Here is a 17,184-nt window from a genome sequence, read left to right as displayed (position 1 = left end):
ATGAATGATTATGATTGATTTTGGAAGCGATTTCAAGTAATATCGATTTAACAAAAATAAAAAGAAGGTGCAGCCAATGTTAACGAATGAGCGGCATGAATTTATTTTGAACTTGCTCGAAGAAAAAGGGACCATTAAAATCCAGGACATTGTCGACCAGACCTCCGCTTCTGAATCCACCATCCGAAGGGATTTGACGGAACTTGAAAGCCAGAACAAACTGGAGCGCGTTTTCGGCGGGGCAGTTCTTCCGGGACGGAATTTGACCGAGCCTTCAATCGAGGACAAATCGGACCGCAACCAGGCGGAAAAAATCCAGATTGCAAGAATCGCTGCTTCGTTCGTCCAGGACGGGGACAGTATTTTCCTTGATGCCGGCACGACCACTTTCCAGATGATCCCGTTTTTAAAAGGGAAAGATGTTGTTGTCGTCACCAACGGGCTGACGCTTGTCGATGCACTTGATGCGCACGGGATCACGACGTACTTGACCGGCGGAAGGATGAAACCGAGCACCGGTGCACTGGTGGGCGCACAAACCATCCAGTCACTGAAAAACTACCGTTTCAACCTTTGCTTCCTTGGGGTCAACGGCTTCCACCAGGATCTCGGCTTTACGACGCCGGATCCGGAAGAAGCGGCTGTCAAACGGGAAGCAAGTACACTGTCCAGGGAAACTTATGTGCTGGCCGACCATTCCAAAGCGAACAAAGTGAGTTTCGCCAAAATCATGGAGCTTGATGAGGCATTCCTCGTCGTCGACGGCTTGCCGCCCGGGCTTCTGGATGCACTTGAAAAGAAAACAATTGTAAAGGTGGGAACCCGATGATCTATACGTGTACAATATCACCTTCCCTGGATTACACCACTTATTTGGACGGCTTTGAAGTCGGCTCCTTGAACCGTGCGTCCGATGTTTATTATTACCCTGGCGGTAAAGGGATAAACGTCTCCCGCGTGTTGGCGCGCCTAGGCACAGGAAGCAAAGCGCTCGGATTCACCGGCGGCTTTACAGGACAGTATATAGAAGACTTTTTAAAAGAGGAAGGCATTGAAACCGACTTTATCAAAACGGACGGCATCACGCGCATCAATGTCAAGATCAAAACCGGCGTTGAAACCGAACTGAACGGGCCGGGTCCGGAATTGGACGCACAGCAATTGATGCAATTAAAGAAAAAAGTGGAAGCGATGCAACAGGGGGATTGGCTGGTCCTAGCAGGGAGCTTGACCGGCTCGATTGCGCCGGATTACTTCGCCGAACTGGCGGCGTTGTGCCAAAAGCAGCATGTCCGCTTCGTCGTTGACACATCCGGCCCGGCACTCAAAGATCTGATCCGGTCATCTCCGTTTTTGATCAAGCCGAATTTGGAAGAGCTCGGCGAGTTGTTCGGCCAAACCATTGCAGGGCCGGATGACGCGTTGTCCTATGCACGGGAGCTCAACCGCATGGGCATCGGGCATGTCGTGGTTTCGATGGGTGGCCAAGGAGCGCTGCTTGTTGCAGACGGCCTGGCCCTGCTGGCAGAGGCGCCGCAAGGGAAAGCGGTCAACACCGTAGGCGCAGGCGACTCGCTCGTGTCCGGTTTTATCGCTTCCTATGCGCTCCATGAAGATGCGGAGCGGGCGTTCCGCTACGGCGTTGCAAGCGGCAGCGCCACGGCGTTCAGCACAGACCTCTGCACAAAAGAGGCAGTGGAGGACTTGCTCGGAAAAGTCAAGATTACCCCAATACAAGAGAAGGATGTGGCAAAATGAAAATCACACAATTGCTGACTGAAGAAACAATCGTCCTTGATGTCCAGGCCCGTTCCAAAAGCGATGTGCTGGCGGAATTGATCGGCCAACTGGACCGAGCCGGCAAACTGAATGATCCTGCAGCGTTTGCGCGCGACATCCAGGCGCGGGAAGATCAGAGCACGACTGGCATCGGAGAAGGCATCGCCATTCCGCATGCCAAATCCGCAGCGGTGAAATCCCCGGCAATCGCTTTCGGCCGTTCGGTGGAAGGGCTTGACTACGATTCGCTTGACGGGCAGCCCGCCCATCTGTTCTTCATGATCGCCGCCAGTGAAGGGGCGAATGACGACCACTTGGAAGCATTGTCCCGGCTCGCGACATTCCTCATGGACGAAGCGTTCCGCAGCCGGATCCTGGCAGCAGGTTCAAAAGCGGAAGTCCTGCAGGCGGTCACCGATAAGGAACATGAAACTGAGGGCCCGGCAGCGCCCGAAGAAGAACACACTGCACCAGCCGGAACCGGCAAACGGATCCTTGCGGTTACAGCTTGCCCGACCGGCATCGCCCATACGTATATGGCAGCGGAAAAACTCAACGACCGCGCCAAGGAGCGCGGCATCGACATCAAAGTTGAAACCAACGGCTCGAGCGGCGTCAAGAACCGCCTGACCGATGCCGACATCGCGGCAGCAGATGCCATCATCGTAGCCGCAGACACGAAAGTGGAAATGGCGCGTTTTGCCGGAAAACCCGTCATCCAGACGGCAGTCGGCAAAGCGATCTATGAAACGGACAACCTCCTTGACCGTGCACTTGAAGGCGATGCGCCGCTTTACAAGCACGATAAGTCGAAAGACGAAGCATCGGATTCAGATGGCAAAGGCGGTTTCTACAAGCACCTGATGAATGGCGTTTCCAACATGCTGCCGTTCGTAGTCGGCGGCGGGATCCTTATTGCGCTGTCGTTCTTCTGGGGCATCAACGCAGCGGATCCGAACAGCCCTGAATACAATGCGTTCGCCGCCATGCTCAGCACGATCGGCGGCGGCAAAGCGTTCTACTTGATGGTTCCTGTACTGGCCGGCTTTATCGCGATGAGCATCGCTGAACGCCCTGGTTTTGCGCCGGGTATGATCGGCGGTTTGATTGCCACTACCGTCACCGGCGTGGAAGAAGCGAGCGGTGGTTCCGGTTTCCTTGGCGGCTTGATCGCCGGCTTCCTGGCCGGTTATGTTACGCTTTTCGTCAAACGCGCGTTTGCCGGCTTGCCGAATTCGCTTGAAGGCTTGAAGCCGGTGCTGTTCTATCCCGTGTTCGCGATTGCCATCACCGGCATCATCATGATGCTTGTCAATCCACAATTAACGAAAGTCTATACCGCTATTGCCGCTTTCCTTGAAAGCCTTGGCGGAACGAATCTTGTTCTGGTCGGATTGCTGCTCGGCGGCATGATGGCGATCGACATGGGCGGACCGATCAACAAAGCGGCCTACACGTTCGGCATCGCCATGCTGGACGCTGAGAACTTCGTCTTCATGGCTGCAGTCATGGCAGCGGGCATGGTTCCGCCGCTTGGCATGGCGCTTGCGACGACCTTCTTTAAGAACAAATTCTCGAAACCCGAGCGGGAAGCCGGCAAGACCGCTTACGTGCTCGGCGCCTGCTTTATCACTGAAGGCGTCATCCCGTTCGCCGCGGCCGACCCGGCACGCGTCATTCCGGCTTCAGTTGCCGGGGCCGCTGTCACCGGTGCGCTCGTCATGCTGTTTGATATCGGCTTGCGTGCACCACACGGCGGCATCTTCGTCATCGGACTTGTCGACGGAGCGGCAATGAACATCCTCCTGTATATCCTGGCAATTCTTGCCGGAGCGGCTGTGACCGCTGTTGTCGCCGGATTGCTGAAAAAGAAAGTCGCTGTCGCGGCTTGATTGGAACGGAAAAGCCTGCATCCCCATATGGCGGATGCAGGCTTTTTTTGTGAAAAATTTTATGTATGCTGCCGGATAAAGGAAGAAGCTGCTGCCACATCGAATTAAGAAGTATAAACAAAAGCACAGAGGGGCCTTATTCCGTAATGTGAAGAGAATGCCATGTGCATGGAGAGGTGGTAAGCGATGGAACCGGAAAAAGAACGGCTGACGGCAAAAGCGGTCGCCACTTGGTTTTGGCGCTGGGTCTTGAACAATAAAGTGGTGGCCATCTTACTGGTTTCGCTATTGGTGCTGCTGAATCTTTTCCTGCTAACGAAAGTCCTGTATCTGCTGGAGCCGCTCAAGGGCTTCGCATCCGCTATGGGGTTGCCGATCGTCATGTCCGGCATTTTGTACTACCTGCTGAATCCGCTGATCGACGGGCTCGAGAAAAAAGGGGTGCCCCGCATTTCGGGCATCCTGATCGTCTTTCTGCTGCTCGCAGGCCTGATCGTCTGGGGCATTGTCAGCCTCATTCCGATCCTCCGGGAGCAGGTCCTGAGCCTGCTGCTCAATTTTCCGGATTATTTGTCAACGTTCATCACTCAGCTCAATATGTTCCTCCGGAGCGATCTTTTGACGCGGATCCAGGAACAATTGCTGGGGGACACCGGTACGCTTGCAGAAACGATCTCCACACAGGCCGAAGGGATGATCGATACGGCCATCAGCAATATTGGCAGCATCTTCGGCACATTGACGTCAATCGTGCTAGCTGTCATCACAACGCCGTTCATCCTATTCTATTTGCTGAAGGACGGCCATAACCTGCCGTACCACATCATGAACATGGTGCCGTCGAAAATGCGGGAGAAAACCTATGTGCTGCTTCGCGAGACCAACCTCCAGATCAGCCAGTATATCCGCGGCCAGCTCCTGGTGGCGTTCGCGGTCGGCGTCATGTTCTGGCTGGGCTTTCTGATCATCGGCATGGAATACGCGCTCATTTTGGGCATCATGGCCGGCGTGCTGAACTTGATCCCGTTCCTTGGGACGTTCATCGCCTTTTTTCCGATCATCATCGTTGCGATTGTCGTTCATTCGCCGATCATGCTGGTGAAAGTGCTCATCGTCTTTACGATTGAACAGACGCTTGAAGGACGGGTCATTCAGCCGTTGATTCTCGGCAGCAACCTGAACATTCATCCGGTGACCATCATCGCGGTACTGCTCACTGCCGGGAACCTTTTCGGCATTCCGGGGGTCATCCTCGGCATTCCGGCCTATGCCGTATTGAAGGTCTTTTTGGTGCATGCATTCGTCTGGTACCAATCGTATACGGGGCTGTATGCCGATCATTACAACCCGGCGCCGAAGCCGGTCGTGTCGAAAAAGAAGAAGAAAAAGCAGTTGGAGTTCCGCCGGAAATTGAAGTAGGAAAATGGCAATAAAGGAAGTTGAAGGTCTAAAGATATGGTAAGATAATGAAAGGCAATTGAAAAGGGTACTCAAGGGTGGTCGGCCATCCCCGAATGAAAGGGGGTGGTGCGGATGACAGTGTTCGAGGCATTGATGTTTGCAGTAACATTTGCAAGCCTGGTGCTCGCCGTAACGTCATCAAACCAAAAAAATAACCCGCCCTTGAGTTGGTAGCTCTGCGGGTTATCCTTATGAAGAAACCTTGAGGCTGATCTCCCTTGGGGAGGACCTATTGATTGCTTGCCGTCCGGTGTTCACGCACCGGCGGTTTTTTTATTCTTATTAGTTACTATATACCCTTGAAACCCAAAATTCAACCAGACAGCGGCAACTTTGCGTTTCTGCTGGGCTTCGGTCAAAATATAAGACAACGACATGACGAAAGGTGGAAAAACAATGGCACAATCATTGGCAGGTAAAATCGCTTTTATCACAGGAGCCGGAAAAGGCATCGGACGGGCAGTCGCACTCGGACTCGCGAAAGAAGGCGTCCACATCGGGCTCATCGCCCGGACGGAAAAAGATCTGAAACAGGTCGCTGAACAAGCATCAGCGCTCGGCATCAAGACCGCTTACGCCGCAGCCGATGTTTCGGACCTGGCACAGGTGGAAAAGGCCATTTCATCCCTGACGGAACAGCTCGGGCAGGCTGATATCCTCATCAACAACGCCGGCATCGGCAAATTCGGGCCGCTGCTGGAAATCGATCCGGCCGACTGGAAAAACGTCATCGATGTCAATTTGATGGGCATGTTTTATGTCACACGCACCGTGCTGCCGCAATTGATCGGAAAAAACGGCGGCGATATCGTCAACATCTCCTCGATGTCCGGAGTGAAAGCGACGGCGGGCTCAAGCGCTTATAGTGCATCGAAATTCGGGGTCTTGGGGCTGACCGAATCGCTGTCGCAGGAAGTGCGCAAGCACAATATCCGGGTATTCGCACTGACGCCGAGCCGGGTGATCACGGAGTTTGGCGGAACTTCCGAAAAACCGGACGCGAGCGAAGAGAAATTCATGCAGCCGGAAGACATTGCTGAGTACATCGTTGCGCAGCTCAAACTGCATCCGCGGATCTTCATTCCGACATCGAGCCAGTGGGCGACAAACCCGTTCTAAAAGAGTGCGGGCAAATCGAAACGCCTCAGAAAAACGTTCATTAATCGGAAAGCCGGAAGAAAGGAGTGGGAAAAATGGTGAAATGGCGAGAGGAAACGGCCATCAACGCAGAGATTAAAACGGTCTGGGCACTATTCCTTGACCGCAATATGAAAAAAATCTTCCCGAAACTCGAGGACCATGTGCTGGTTGAAGGGAAGGACGACGAAGCGGGCGCAAAGCACGCCCAAAGTTTCCTGCAAGGCAGCCAGCTGATGACCTATGTTGTCGAAACGCTCGCTTTTGAAGACACACCGGAGCGGAAGCAGCGTACCACCAGCTTTTTGATGAACGGCTCGATTTCCGTCGTTTACTCGTTTACGCTGGAAAAACTGGAAGGGGGTAAAACCCGCTTCATCTATGCAGGGTCGAATAAAGGCGTGACCGCCTCAGCGAAGATGATGCTGCTTGCCGGAAGCAAAAAAGTGCGGCAGGAGACCATCCGCGGATTCATGGAGCGGGTTAGCAAAGAAGCCATGAAGCTGCAAGAGAAAGGCGAAGGGTCGATTAGCGTAAAGGGGGAACCAAGAAATGATCGAATGGAATGAACAGCGGGTGATCGATGCAGACATCGAGACCGTCTGGAACTTGTTCAAGGACGAAGAGATCCGGCGGATCATGCCGAAATTGGAAAAGCACGTGCTGATCGAAAAACGGCAGGACGAAGTGGGGGCGAAACACGAGCAGACGTACCGGGAAGGCAAGCGCCTGGAAACCTACATTGTCGAGACCTTGGCCTATGAAGATGCGGGTGACCGGAAACACAAGCGCCTGCATTTCGTGCTGGCAAAAATGTTTGACGTCCACCTATCGTTCACGCTGCTGAAACTAAGCGAAGGGCAGACGCGGTTCATTTACCGCGGGTCGAATGAAGGCATCAATTTCATCGGCAAATCCATGCTGAAGATGGCGGGACCGAAAAGCAACCAGGCAACCGTAGGGGAATTCATGGACCTGGTAGAGAAAGAAGCAATGATAGGCTCAAGCGGCCGGTAGGCCAGCGCAGGTTCCGGGGGCGGAGAAAACAGCAGGCCATCTGGAAACCCTACTTCGAAAAGGACGCCAAACCGGAGCGGCTTTTGGTGGAAGTGCTCGATAAAGAGGCCGGCACGGCCTCCTATAATAAATGTATGTTATTACATAAGGTATTAATACCAAAAATTAAAACCAGTAACAAGAAAGGAAGCGCGATGGAAAAGCACATTGACTTTATTCGGCGAACAAGGATCGCCTCACGAAATCCCGCTATTCAACGGGAAACCGGCGGATGGGACAATGATGTGTATATCGCCGACGGCCGCTGGGCATTTCGTTTTCCAAAAAATAGTGAAGTCCAAAAGCATGTGGCGGCTGAAATCGGCGTTCTGGAAGGCCTGAAAAAATCAGGGGAACCTGTCTTGAAAGTTCCGGCTTACCAGCCGTGGTACGGTTCAGATGGAAACCTCGTATGTGTCAGCTATGAATTTATTGAGGGGAGGACATTCAGTGGGAATATCCAAGAACAGTCAGAAGAAAATGCACGGAAACTGGGGCTCTTTCTCCGGCAATTACATCGCATCGAAGCGCCAGCCGGTTTGGCCGGACATCGAAACAAGGCATACTGGGAAGAATTCCGCGTAAGGGTTGAAGACAAATTGCTGCCAAAGTTGTCCGCGCCGGACCAACTTGCTGTGCAGTCGGTTTTTTCGGAATTTCTCGCCTCTTACAACAATGAAGATGGACAATGCCTTCTCCACGGCGACCTGACTGCTTCAAACATTATCTGCCAGGGAGGGGAAGTCATCGGCATCATCGATTTCACCGATGCCCATATCGGGGATCCGGCTTTTGATTTCGCTGGAATTTACTGGGCGTGCGGTCCCCGTTTCACTCGGCAGGTCCTGCGCTTTTATGGTGGCACACAGCAAACGGAACTTTTCAACAGAGTCCGGCAATTTTACGGCCTCCAGCCGGTCTTCCATGAACTGCTCCATGCTATGGAGTTGGGAAGCACGCAAGACTGGGAAAATGCGCTGCGTAAATTCCATTATTTGAAAAAATAAAAGAATGGACGAAACCATTCCGTCACGGTTCCGTATACCATATTAGAAAGAAAGAGAGGGAAATGAAATGACAGAAATCAGAGAAAAACACATGGCCGAAAAGGTCAATCCGTTTACAGCGATTTGGCTGCAGACGAGAAAAGCCGTGCGATATGTAATTGATGCAAAATCGGCCGGATACGCAATCGCGTTGATCCTTCTTGCAGGCATAGGCAGCGGCTTGATGGGGATGCAAAGCTCAGGTCTGAACGATTCGATCCCGACGTGGATAATCTTGCTCGGGGCATTGCTGCTGTTTCCGGTGATCAGCCTGGCGAGCGCTGCCGTCATTGCAGCACTTTATCTGGTGGTGGGCAAATTATTTAAAGGCACCGGCACATATATGGACTTGTTCAAAACGACGGGGGCTGCCATGATCCCTTATATTTGGCTCGCACCGCTGCTGATCCTGTGGATCTTGGTTTCCCCTGATACCTATTTTGCGGATCCGTTCGCAGTTGCTCAACCGGGTGGGGGAGCGATTGTGGGAGCCGTCCTGTATGGAGTGATCGCAATGATCATTGCGATCTGGAGCATCATCATCCACAGCAAAGCAATCGGGGAAGCACACCGGTTTTCAGCCTGGAAAGGGTTTTTCACCCTGATGATTCCAGCCGTCATTTTCGGGCTCGTCATTTTTGGCATTGTGCTGCTGTTCATCGTCCTGATTGCAGGAGCCACTATATACGGAGGTTAAGGGAAGGCTTCGGCCTTCTTTTTTAATTTCAAAAATACATGTAGAAAACTACTTAAGGATAAACGTTAAAAAACCAAACCGTAACAAGAAAAGAACAGCCAAAGAGCATTTTATCAAAGATAACCGAGGGAGAGAATGATAAAAATCCTTCATTTGATAAGTTCTTCCGGTTCTTTTTATACCCGATGACAAGTCCGGCAGAGATTAGTAAGATGGATTTAAGTATAGGGGGAATCGTCCGTGGAAAATCAGCATCCGAAACACATCGTTGCCACTTCAGCGTATATTGAAAATGAAAAAGGCCAGGTTCTGCTTGTTAAAACACATTTCAGGCCGGATACTTTTGAATTGCCGGGCGGCCAAGTCGAGGAAGGGGAAGCTCTGGACCAATCGGTCGAACGGGAAGTGTTTGAAGAAACCGGTATTCGGATTCGGCCGCTTGGCATCACAGGCGTTTATTACAATGCCAGCCTGCATATTCTTTCTGTCGTTTTCAAAGCGCAATACATAAGCGGAACGCTCAAACCCCAGCCGGAGGAAATCAAAGAAGCGGTGTTTGCCAAAGTGGATCCGGAAACCATCGCCACCTGGATCACCCGGCCGCACATGCAATCGCGGACACTCGATGCCCAGGAAGCGCAAGGGTTCATTCCATACGAAACATGGGAAACGGATCCCTATCACCGGATTGGTCGGCTTGCCGAAAACCCGCAGCAATCAGCAGCGGCTCTGAGAAGGAGAGAATTTAATGCTGAATCTCTATGAACGCGAAGGAGTGATTTTCGCAGAAGGCACGCTCGGCCAAGGGCGCAAAGTATTTGTTTACTGGGTCGATGGCATGCTCATCGATACGGGGGCGGAAAAAATGCAGGAAAGCTTGATTCCTTTCTACAAAAAGTATGGATTCGACCGGGTCGTATTGACCCATAACCATGAAGACCACACCGGAACGGCCGCCTGGATCGAAGAACATCTGCAAAAAACGATTTTCGTCCACCCGAACGGCGTGGCGCTTTGCCGGCTGCCCGGGGATTACCCCAGGTACCGGCAACAGACCTGGGGCGGCCGCAAAGCCTTCTCACCGCTCCCGCTCCCGGAAATTGTCCATTCCCGGCACCAGACCTGGAAGGTGATCTATACGCCCGGGCATGCCAGCGACCACACTGCGTTTTACAATGAAGCGACCGGTCAGCTGTTTTCCGGGGATCTATTTGTTTCCCCGAAAACCAAAGTCATGATGGCGACCGAATCCGTGCCTATGATCATGGATTCGCTGAAGAAACTTCTGGCCACGGATTTCCGTTCGCTTTATTGCAGCCATGCCGGTTATTTCCCGAATGGACGCGATATGCTCCAAGCCAAACTTAAAAACCTCGAAAGTTTGGCCGAGGCAACGATTGATCTCGCGCAAAAAGGATTTTCCGCCCTGGAAATCAGGGACCGCCTTCTGCCCGGGGCTTATCCAATCATCGCTTTTTCAGAAAGGGAATGGGATTCGCTGCATGTCATCGAATCGATTTTGCAGGACAGCCAATTTAATCAGGGGGGACGAGCATGAACAATTTAGCGGAAACAGAGCGTCTGGCATTGCGTGATTTTACGCTTGCTGATGTCCAGGCGGCGCGCGAATTTTGGGGAGATGAAGAAGTGATGAAAGCGTCAGGTGGCGCAACACCCCATTCTGCTTTGCCGCAAGTACTTGCCGGATACCGGAAATGCCAGCTGGAAAAAGGGCTGTCAGTTTACGCCGTCGTAGAAAAAAGCACTGGGGAAGTGATCGGTGCTGCCGGATTCAACCTCACAGAAAGCGACGGCCGTGCAGAATTGATCTATCATTTTTCCCGGAACAGCTGGGGCAAGGGCTATGCCACCGAAGCTGTCGGTGCGTGCATCGAACTTGCACGGCAGCACCGGGGCACCGATTTGGTCCATGCATCAGCCGATCCGGCGAATCAGGGGTCGCTCCGCATCCTGGAGAAGACAGGGTTTTGCTATAAGGGCATGAAATGGTTCGACGATACCCAGCAGCACGAACCGTATTACGAGCTTCCCGTTTGAACCTTTTGCGCCCGCAAAAGGCTTTTTCTTTTCTGAGCGTTGCAGCAGGAACAACTTTGCTATACTGAAAGTAGAAAGATTATTCAAACTTTAATTATTTTGGCTAAAAGGAAGTGGGCTTATGATTTACCTCCGCATTTTCTTGGAGATGTTCGTCATAGCAATTTTCATCTTTTATGTCAGCGGCCGGTTGATCGGCAACCGGATCCATGTCCTAAAGCGGCTGTTCTCGGTCATTTTCGGGGTTGGCTTGACGACGCTCGTCTACTGGTACTCGTATTTGCGCTTTACCGATTATTTCAACGAAGGGTTCCTGTCGGCCGTGACCGATGCGAGCACCGTCATCTGGATCGGCAGCATGCTGATGATTTCCATGCTGTTCTTTTTGTTCCTGGAACTGTTCGATACCCAGACGTTTGCAACGCGGCGGCAAAAAAGCGCGCATAAATCCATTTTCCTCCGGCTGCGTCATAATTTCCGGCGGCAGAAACGCCTCAGCCACGTGCTCGAAATCGCCATGAAAAACGGCATCTCGACGACAATCCACTATGCCCGCCATCGGGAGAACGAGCGCGACCTCGCTATCGCGTTGCGCCGGACGCTTGAACAAAGCGGCGGAATTTTCATCAAGTTCGGCCAGGCGCTCTCCACGCGCGCCGATCTTCTGCATCCTGCATTTATCGAAGAACTCGGGAAGCTGCAGCAGAATGTCGAACCGCTCTCGCGGGAACAAGTGCAGTTGGTGCTGAGCAAATCACTGCCAGGTTCATTTGAAGAAGCCTTTTCTTCCTTCAACATCGAGCCGCTTGCTGCCGGTTCCATCGGCCAGGTGCACCGGGCTGTCCTCCGCAAAAACGGCGCTGAAGTCGTTGTGAAATTGCTCCGGCCGGACATCACGACGATCATGCGCGACGACCTGGACATCCTCGTCCAATTTGCTGAGTGGGTCACGGAAAAATCGACATGGGCAGCAAGCATCGGCTTCCGCCAGCTGGCCATCGGCTTTGCAAACGGCCTGCGGGAGGAAATCGATTTCGACATCGAGATCCGCAATACAATCCAAATCGCGAACATCTTGGAAAAAAGTCCATACGAGGTGAAGGTGCCGCGTGTTTACCGGGAATACAGCAACAAGAACCTGATTGTCTTGGAGTTTTTCCAAGGGAAAAGCGTTTCCAAAGGGCCGGAGATTTTCGAGCAGTTCGGCGTGGATCCGAAGGAGTTTGCAAAAACGGTGCTTTTTTCCCTACTGGAGCAAATGCTCTTCAGCGGCATCTTCCATGCCGACCCGCATCCGGGCAATGTCTTTATCGACGGTCAGGACGGGGTGCCGGTGCTGCTTGATTTCGGGGCGGTCGGCCGGTTGGCACAACCCCAACAGGAAGCGCTCTCGCAATTTGTCATCGGGGTCCAGCAAAACGATCCGGAGATGATCTTTGACGCCATTACGAGCTTGATCGAAGATACGAAAGACATCGACCGGCCGAAAATGCAGCAGGCCATCGGTCAGATCCTCCTGAAGGTATCATATGTCGACCGCATCCCGACAGACGAATTGATCCACGCGTTGTTTGATGTCGTGCGCGATTTCGGGCTGTCGTTCTACCCGGCTGTCGGGACTGCGCTCCGGTCGCTGATCACACTTGACGGCACGCTCCGGACGATCGATCCGACATTCGACATGTTCACCGATGCGAAACAATTTGCAAAGAAATTCAAACGGGATTCACTGACACGCCCGTTCCGCGAACCGCGCGCCACCAAAGAACGCCTCGAAGAGGAAGTGGCACTGCTCCTGCCGGAACTGAAGAAAATTCCGAGGCGCGTCGAACATCTTGTGCGACGGATCGAAGGCGGGCGGGTGGTGCTGCACCACGACATATTCTCAGACAAAGCGAATGCCCGCTACGTCACTTTGCTGTTTTCACGGTTCATTTTGCTGATGACAGGCATCACGTTCGGCATCATTTCTTCCGCATTGCTCGCCATCGCCCAATTCATCGATACAGTGTACGCCGTCTACTTGAACATTGCGGCCTATACCGGGCTGTTCCTGTGTGTCATCTTGCTGGTGCGTCTGGCCATACAGGCCGTACGCGACATCAAGGACGGCGACTTGTCCTGACTACGAATAAAACTGCTTTAGCGGAGTGGTTTTATTCGTTTACTAGTTGACTCTGTCAACTAGTTATTATATGGTCTCATTAAAGGAAAGTTCTGATAATTAAGGGGGGATACATATGCAGGAACAGAACCAAATCGAAGGGATCCGCAAATTCAACCGGTTCTATGCCAATTTGCTCGGAAAAATTGACCAGGAAATCTACAGCCCGGCATTTCCATTGACCGAAGCGCGCGTCCTGTCGGAGATTGAAGCGCAAAAAGGTGCCACAGCCACTGAAATACGGGAAAAACTCGGCATTGACCGTGGACATATGAGCCGAATCGTTCAGAAGTTCGAAGAAGACCACTTGATTGTGAGACAGCAATCGGTCAAAGACAAACGCCAATACGGGCTCCTATTGACGCCGGACGGCCAAACCGTCCACAACGAATTGGTCCAAAAAGCCACGAAAGGCGTCAGCAAACTCGTCGATCCGCTAGAACCGCCTAGACTAAACGAGTTGACAGCTGCGATGACAAAGATCCAGCAATTGCTGTCAAACAGCAAGCAGAAATCCGCACCCGTAACCATCCGGCCATATGGACCCGGTGATCTCGGATTCATCGCGCACCTGCACGGAACGCTGTACGCCGAATCCTATCAATTCAGCGAACTCTTCGAATATTATGTGCTGAAAGGCTTGACGGAATTTATGGCCAATCACGAAGGCGGTGAATTGTGGATTGCGGAAGTGGACGGCGAAATCGCAGGATCGATCGCCATCGCCAAATCAGATGATGATACGGCTCAATTGCGCTGGTTTATCCTCGCTGAACGGTTCCAGGGGCTGGGCATCGGCAAACGGCTGATGGACACCGCGATGGCGTTCTGCAAGGAACAGCAATACCGGCATGTATTCCTGTGGACCGTCAACATTCTGGAAACTGCGCGCTATCTATACAGCAATTACGGATTCCGCGTAACGGAGCAAAAACCGAACAGCGACTGGACGCCGTCTGAAGTGCTCGAGGAGCGCTGGGACGCCGATTTGGCTGTGGAGCATGCAAATGCCTGAGAGAGCCGCTATACGGTATACAGACAAGCATCCGGACGACTTTGAAGGGCTATTCGTTTTGTACGAGGCGCTGGGCTGGAATTCGCTCGAGCTGACAGCAAAACAGCTGGAAGCGATGTGCCGGCAAAGCTGGCATGTGGTATATGCGTACCAGAACGATCGATTGATCGGAACAGGCCGGATTGTATCAGACGGCGTCGTTACAGGCGTCATCTGCGGACTGGGCGTCGATCCGGACTATCAGAACTTGCGCATCGGCACCGGACTGATGGAACGGCTGCTTGCAAAATGCGACGCACACCGGGTCATCGCGCAACTGATGTGCACGGAAAGCCTAGAAGCGTATTACGAGCCATTCGGATTCCGAAAGTTTGCCATTGGCATGTCCAGGCGACGCAAGGGTTAAGCCTGAAGACAGAAGAAGAGGCCCAATAAGTATAGGCCTCTTTTATTCAAAATATATTTTAGTTAACATAATATAAATTATCGGAAGTTGCGTTTCATTTAATAAGTATACTTAAGACAGTGAGACAAAACGGATTTTTCCGGCTATTTTCGCAGTTTTTCGTTCTTTTTGCTATTCAGCGGTTTTGCTGTGTTTTACAGCGTTTTAACCCATCTTTAGCTACTAATGATATTATCCCGCTGAAATCATTCGCTGAGCAGGCAAACTTTTTTGTCTCACTGAAACGTTCTTAGCGTTCATTGACGATGAATCCTGCAGCTGACGTTTATGTTGTCTCATACTATGATTCAACTTGCTGTGAATCCTACATCACCAGCAAATTCCAGCGATGTCCATCCAAATCGCAAAATCCGGCTCCGTACATGCCATTTCGTTCACCAGGCTCTGCATACACGATTCCGCCTGCGTTTGCCGCTTTATGGATCAATTCCTGGACTTCGTCCCGATCTTCTACAGAAATCGAAATCAACATCTCTGTGCCCGCTTGCGTATCGGCGATTTTCGCATTGATGAATCCTTCGAATGTTTCCACTGGAAACAGCATAATCATCGAATTGTGGCCGCCAATCACGACGCCAGCTACTGTATCGCTGTCCGCAAACCGTTCGTTGAGCCTGAACCCCAATGCTTTGAAAAATTCCTTTGATTTCGAAATATCCTTGACCGGCAGATTGATCCAGCATTCTTTAGCCATAATCTACATCCTTTCGGTATCTGATGGTGTTGTCCGCATTTTACGTCATTATAAAGCTTATTGGAAAAAGACACCACAAGAGTTTCCCTCTCCTCCGCTCCCTCTCCAAGAAAACCTATCGGGCAATAATTTCTTAATTTCGCCAATCCTATACCATCAACACTTATTAATTCTTGCTCGCAAATCAAAAATATTGTGGCATAATACGGATTTTTACCGGAAAAACTATGGATTGTTGCTATAATAAGGATTATCCGAACCAGAAATGAGACGACGCCATGGACATCTATCCCCTTTTTCATTCTGCCAAATTCCTGCATATCCCATACGGGGAAACCTACCGAAAACCGCTCCACCAGCACCTTGAAACAGCGGAATTGCTGCTGATCACCGAAGGGAGCGGCCGGTTTACCGTCAACCGCAAAACCTATACGGCCGGCCCCGGCATGATTGTCCTTTACAATGCCGGCGACTGGCACGAGGAAACCGCCGCTCCCCCTTTTTCCGCCGTGTCGCTGTGCTGCAGCGGCGCGCTGATAGACGCATTGCCGATTGGCCACGTCCGGCCTGCCGCAGTCGCACCGGTGCAAAAGCTGCAGGAATTCCCGAAACACCTCGCCATTCTAGACGACCTCCTTGCTGAAAACAGCAGCAGCCACCCGAATAAAGAAGCAACGGTCCGGCTCTATTTGACGCTGTTTCTGGAAGTGCTCGGCCGCAATTTGCGTCCAAGTCTCCAATCCGCTCCGGATGCGGCGCAGCACATTCGGATGGCACGGCATTTCATCGAAGAAAACTGCCACCGGGAACTGACGCTTGAACAGCTGTCGGCGGAAATCGGCTTGAGCAAATACTTCCTGGCGCGCCAGTTCAAAGAACATATTGGCCTAAGCCCGATCCAGTACGCCATCCAGTGCCGCCTCCATATAGCGAAGCGGCTGCTCGAAAACACGGCATTGCCGGTAGCTGAGATCGCACAACATACCGGTTACAAGAGCGGCACGCATTTTCAACAGGCGTTTAAGAAAGCTGAAGGCACAACGCCCGGAGTTTACCGCCGGACTTGCGCCGCATCGACTCCTTAATAGAACCCCCTTATGAACGTGTCATAAGGGGGTTCTTTGTCCTTTATAGCAATGACTTTAACCCGTCATTTGCCCAGCCGGATGTTCAAGATCTTCACCAGCTGCTCGTTCATGTCAGCGGCGCTTTTTCGGAACGCTTCCCGGTGCCACTGGATCACCATGCCGAGGATCGCATTTGACTGGTATGCACTCAGCATGTCGATGTCCGCTCCGCTGTCCATGCCTTGTGTCGTGAAATCCCGCTTCATAAGCCCGTTGATTTCTTCGTACAATAAGTAATAATACGCGAGCGGCACGTTTTTCGAAAACACGATCAAGTAGAACTTCTTGTATTTCTCGATGTGATGGAAAATGCGGATCGTCGCCGGATTGAGCCGGTTGGCTTCAAGGCGGCTCGTATGCCGGTACGGCTCCTGATAGGATTCCTCCAGGTCTTTCATGATTTCCTTGTAATATTCTTCGAACAGGTCCTCGACTTTCCCGTAATGCTGGTAGAACGTGCCCCGGTTGATCTTCGCTGTCTGGCAAAGCTCGGTGATGGATATGGAGTCGAGCGGCCGCTCCTTCAGCAAGAAGATCAAGCTTTCGTGCAGGGCTTCTTTGGTTTTCAGGATGCGCAGGTCGGTTTTCATCT

At 52.0% G+C, this 17,184-nt stretch carries 17 protein-coding genes and 1 pseudogene; 16 read left to right on the top strand and 2 right to left on the bottom strand.

The genetic code is table 11. The annotated features are described in order from the left end of the window. Positions 1–76: 76 nt before the first annotated feature. The 15 genes and pseudogenes from ACFSDB_RS15260 to ACFSDB_RS15190 all read left to right on the top strand — a co-directional run bounded on the left by ACFSDB_RS15260 (position 77) and on the right by ACFSDB_RS15190 (position 14,711). A complete protein-coding gene (locus tag ACFSDB_RS15260; protein WP_204890644.1) occupies positions 77–829 on the top strand; it encodes a DeoR/GlpR family DNA-binding transcription regulator in 753 nt (250 codons plus the stop codon). Continuing rightward, positions 826–1,758: a 1-phosphofructokinase gene (gene pfkB / locus ACFSDB_RS15255; protein ID WP_204890643.1), complete on the top strand. Its 933-nt coding sequence runs from the start codon at positions 826–828 to the stop codon at positions 1,756–1,758. The genes ACFSDB_RS15260 and pfkB overlap by 4 nt, the downstream gene beginning before the upstream one ends. Next, positions 1,755–3,671 (top strand): PTS fructose transporter subunit IIABC, encoded by a 1,917-nt coding sequence (locus ACFSDB_RS15250; protein WP_204890642.1) that lies wholly within the window; start codon positions 1,755–1,757, stop codon positions 3,669–3,671. The genes pfkB and ACFSDB_RS15250 overlap by 4 nt, the downstream gene beginning before the upstream one ends. 186 nt (positions 3,672–3,857) lie before the next feature. Beyond that, a complete protein-coding gene (locus tag ACFSDB_RS15245) occupies positions 3,858–5,090 on the top strand; it encodes an AI-2E family transporter (protein WP_204890641.1) in 1,233 nt (410 codons plus the stop codon). Positions 5,091–5,528: 438 nt separating this feature from the next. Then, positions 5,529–6,251, top strand: a complete 723-nt coding sequence (locus tag ACFSDB_RS15240) for a 3-ketoacyl-ACP reductase (protein ID WP_204890640.1) — start codon at positions 5,529–5,531, stop codon at positions 6,249–6,251. Positions 6,252–6,325: 74 nt separating this feature from the next. Further along, complete coding sequence (locus ACFSDB_RS15235; RefSeq protein ID WP_204890639.1) at positions 6,326–6,838, top strand: SRPBCC family protein; 513 nt, start codon at positions 6,326–6,328, stop codon at positions 6,836–6,838. Continuing rightward, complete coding sequence (locus ACFSDB_RS15230; RefSeq protein WP_204890638.1) at positions 6,822–7,286, top strand: SRPBCC family protein; 465 nt, start codon at positions 6,822–6,824, stop codon at positions 7,284–7,286. Before ACFSDB_RS15235 ends, ACFSDB_RS15230 begins: the two co-directional genes overlap by 17 nt. 86 nt (positions 7,287–7,372) lie before the next feature. Further along, positions 7,373–8,332: a phosphotransferase family protein gene (locus ACFSDB_RS15225; RefSeq protein WP_204890637.1), complete on the top strand. Its 960-nt coding sequence runs from the start codon at positions 7,373–7,375 to the stop codon at positions 8,330–8,332. Between the two features lie 67 nt (positions 8,333–8,399). Continuing rightward, a complete protein-coding gene (locus tag ACFSDB_RS15220) occupies positions 8,400–9,068 on the top strand; it encodes a YIP1 family protein (RefSeq protein WP_204890636.1) in 669 nt (222 codons plus the stop codon). Positions 9,069–9,308: 240 nt separating this feature from the next. Then, positions 9,309–9,767 (top strand): annotated as a pseudogene (locus tag ACFSDB_RS15215) (NUDIX hydrolase); the annotation flags it as partial. A 49-nt stretch (positions 9,768–9,816) separates the two neighbouring features. After that, complete coding sequence (locus tag ACFSDB_RS15210) at positions 9,817–10,626, top strand: MBL fold metallo-hydrolase (RefSeq protein ID WP_204890634.1); 810 nt, start codon at positions 9,817–9,819, stop codon at positions 10,624–10,626. Then, on the top strand, positions 10,623–11,126 hold the full coding sequence (locus ACFSDB_RS15205; RefSeq protein WP_204890633.1) for a GNAT family N-acetyltransferase: 504 nt from the start codon (positions 10,623–10,625) through the stop codon (positions 11,124–11,126). The genes ACFSDB_RS15210 and ACFSDB_RS15205 overlap by 4 nt, the downstream gene beginning before the upstream one ends. A gap of 121 nt (positions 11,127–11,247) precedes the next feature. Beyond that, complete coding sequence (locus ACFSDB_RS15200) at positions 11,248–13,251, top strand: ABC1 kinase family protein (RefSeq protein ID WP_204890632.1); 2,004 nt, start codon at positions 11,248–11,250, stop codon at positions 13,249–13,251. Positions 13,252–13,366: 115 nt separating this feature from the next. Then, positions 13,367–14,305: a bifunctional helix-turn-helix transcriptional regulator/GNAT family N-acetyltransferase gene (locus ACFSDB_RS15195; RefSeq protein WP_204890631.1), complete on the top strand. Its 939-nt coding sequence runs from the start codon at positions 13,367–13,369 to the stop codon at positions 14,303–14,305. Beyond that, positions 14,298–14,711, top strand: coding sequence for a GNAT family N-acetyltransferase (locus ACFSDB_RS15190; protein ID WP_204890630.1), 414 nt, complete (start codon positions 14,298–14,300; stop codon positions 14,709–14,711). Before ACFSDB_RS15195 ends, ACFSDB_RS15190 begins: the two co-directional genes overlap by 8 nt. 364 nt (positions 14,712–15,075) lie before the next feature. Here the strand turns inward: ACFSDB_RS15190 and ACFSDB_RS15185 are convergent, their stop codons facing one another. After that, positions 15,076–15,465 (bottom strand): VOC family protein, encoded by a 390-nt coding sequence (locus ACFSDB_RS15185; RefSeq protein ID WP_204890629.1) that lies wholly within the window; start codon positions 15,463–15,465, stop codon positions 15,076–15,078. 278 nt (positions 15,466–15,743) lie between these two features. Between ACFSDB_RS15185 and ACFSDB_RS15180 the strand changes: the two genes are divergently transcribed. Next, on the top strand, positions 15,744–16,550 hold the full coding sequence (locus ACFSDB_RS15180) for an AraC family transcriptional regulator (RefSeq protein ID WP_204890628.1): 807 nt from the start codon (positions 15,744–15,746) through the stop codon (positions 16,548–16,550). 65 nt (positions 16,551–16,615) lie between these two features. Here ACFSDB_RS15180 and ACFSDB_RS15175 read toward each other — a convergent pair whose 3' ends face one another. Further along, positions 16,616–17,182 carry a TetR/AcrR family transcriptional regulator gene (locus tag ACFSDB_RS15175; protein ID WP_204890627.1) on the bottom strand — a complete coding sequence of 189 codons (567 nt, stop codon included), beginning with the start codon at positions 17,180–17,182 and terminating at the stop codon, positions 16,616–16,618. Between the last annotated feature and the right edge of the window lie 2 nt (positions 17,183–17,184).

Source organism: Planococcus chinensis, assembly GCF_042681545.1.
Lineage (GTDB): Bacteria > Bacillota > Bacilli > Bacillales_A > Planococcaceae > Planococcus > Planococcus chinensis.
This window is presented reverse-complemented; position numbering and strand designations above follow the sequence as displayed.

Coding starts and splice junctions, on each gene's coding strand:
- ACFSDB_RS15200 (WP_204890632.1), top strand. CDS start 11,248: ATGATTTACCTCCGCATTTTCTTGGAGATGTTCGTCATAGCAATTTTC.
- ACFSDB_RS15180 (WP_204890628.1), top strand. CDS start 15,744: ATGGACATCTATCCCCTTTTTCATTCTGCCAAATTCCTGCATATCCCA.
- ACFSDB_RS15230 (WP_204890638.1), top strand. CDS start 6,822: ATGATCGAATGGAATGAACAGCGGGTGATCGATGCAGACATCGAGACC.
- ACFSDB_RS15185 (WP_204890629.1), bottom strand. CDS start 15,465: ATGGCTAAAGAATGCTGGATCAATCTGCCGGTCAAGGATATTTCGAAA.
- ACFSDB_RS15220 (WP_204890636.1), top strand. CDS start 8,400: ATGACAGAAATCAGAGAAAAACACATGGCCGAAAAGGTCAATCCGTTT.
- ACFSDB_RS15260 (WP_204890644.1), top strand. CDS start 77: ATGTTAACGAATGAGCGGCATGAATTTATTTTGAACTTGCTCGAAGAA.
- ACFSDB_RS15235 (WP_204890639.1), top strand. CDS start 6,326: ATGGTGAAATGGCGAGAGGAAACGGCCATCAACGCAGAGATTAAAACG.
- ACFSDB_RS15190 (WP_204890630.1), top strand. CDS start 14,298: ATGCCTGAGAGAGCCGCTATACGGTATACAGACAAGCATCCGGACGAC.
- ACFSDB_RS15175 (WP_204890627.1), bottom strand. CDS start 17,182: ATGAAAACCGACCTGCGCATCCTGAAAACCAAAGAAGCCCTGCACGAA.
- ACFSDB_RS15245 (WP_204890641.1), top strand. CDS start 3,858: ATGGAACCGGAAAAAGAACGGCTGACGGCAAAAGCGGTCGCCACTTGG.
- ACFSDB_RS15205 (WP_204890633.1), top strand. CDS start 10,623: ATGAACAATTTAGCGGAAACAGAGCGTCTGGCATTGCGTGATTTTACG.
- ACFSDB_RS15240 (WP_204890640.1), top strand. CDS start 5,529: ATGGCACAATCATTGGCAGGTAAAATCGCTTTTATCACAGGAGCCGGA.
- ACFSDB_RS15195 (WP_204890631.1), top strand. CDS start 13,367: ATGCAGGAACAGAACCAAATCGAAGGGATCCGCAAATTCAACCGGTTC.
- ACFSDB_RS15210 (WP_204890634.1), top strand. CDS start 9,817: ATGCTGAATCTCTATGAACGCGAAGGAGTGATTTTCGCAGAAGGCACG.
- ACFSDB_RS15250 (WP_204890642.1), top strand. CDS start 1,755: ATGAAAATCACACAATTGCTGACTGAAGAAACAATCGTCCTTGATGTC.
- pfkB (WP_204890643.1), top strand. CDS start 826: ATGATCTATACGTGTACAATATCACCTTCCCTGGATTACACCACTTAT.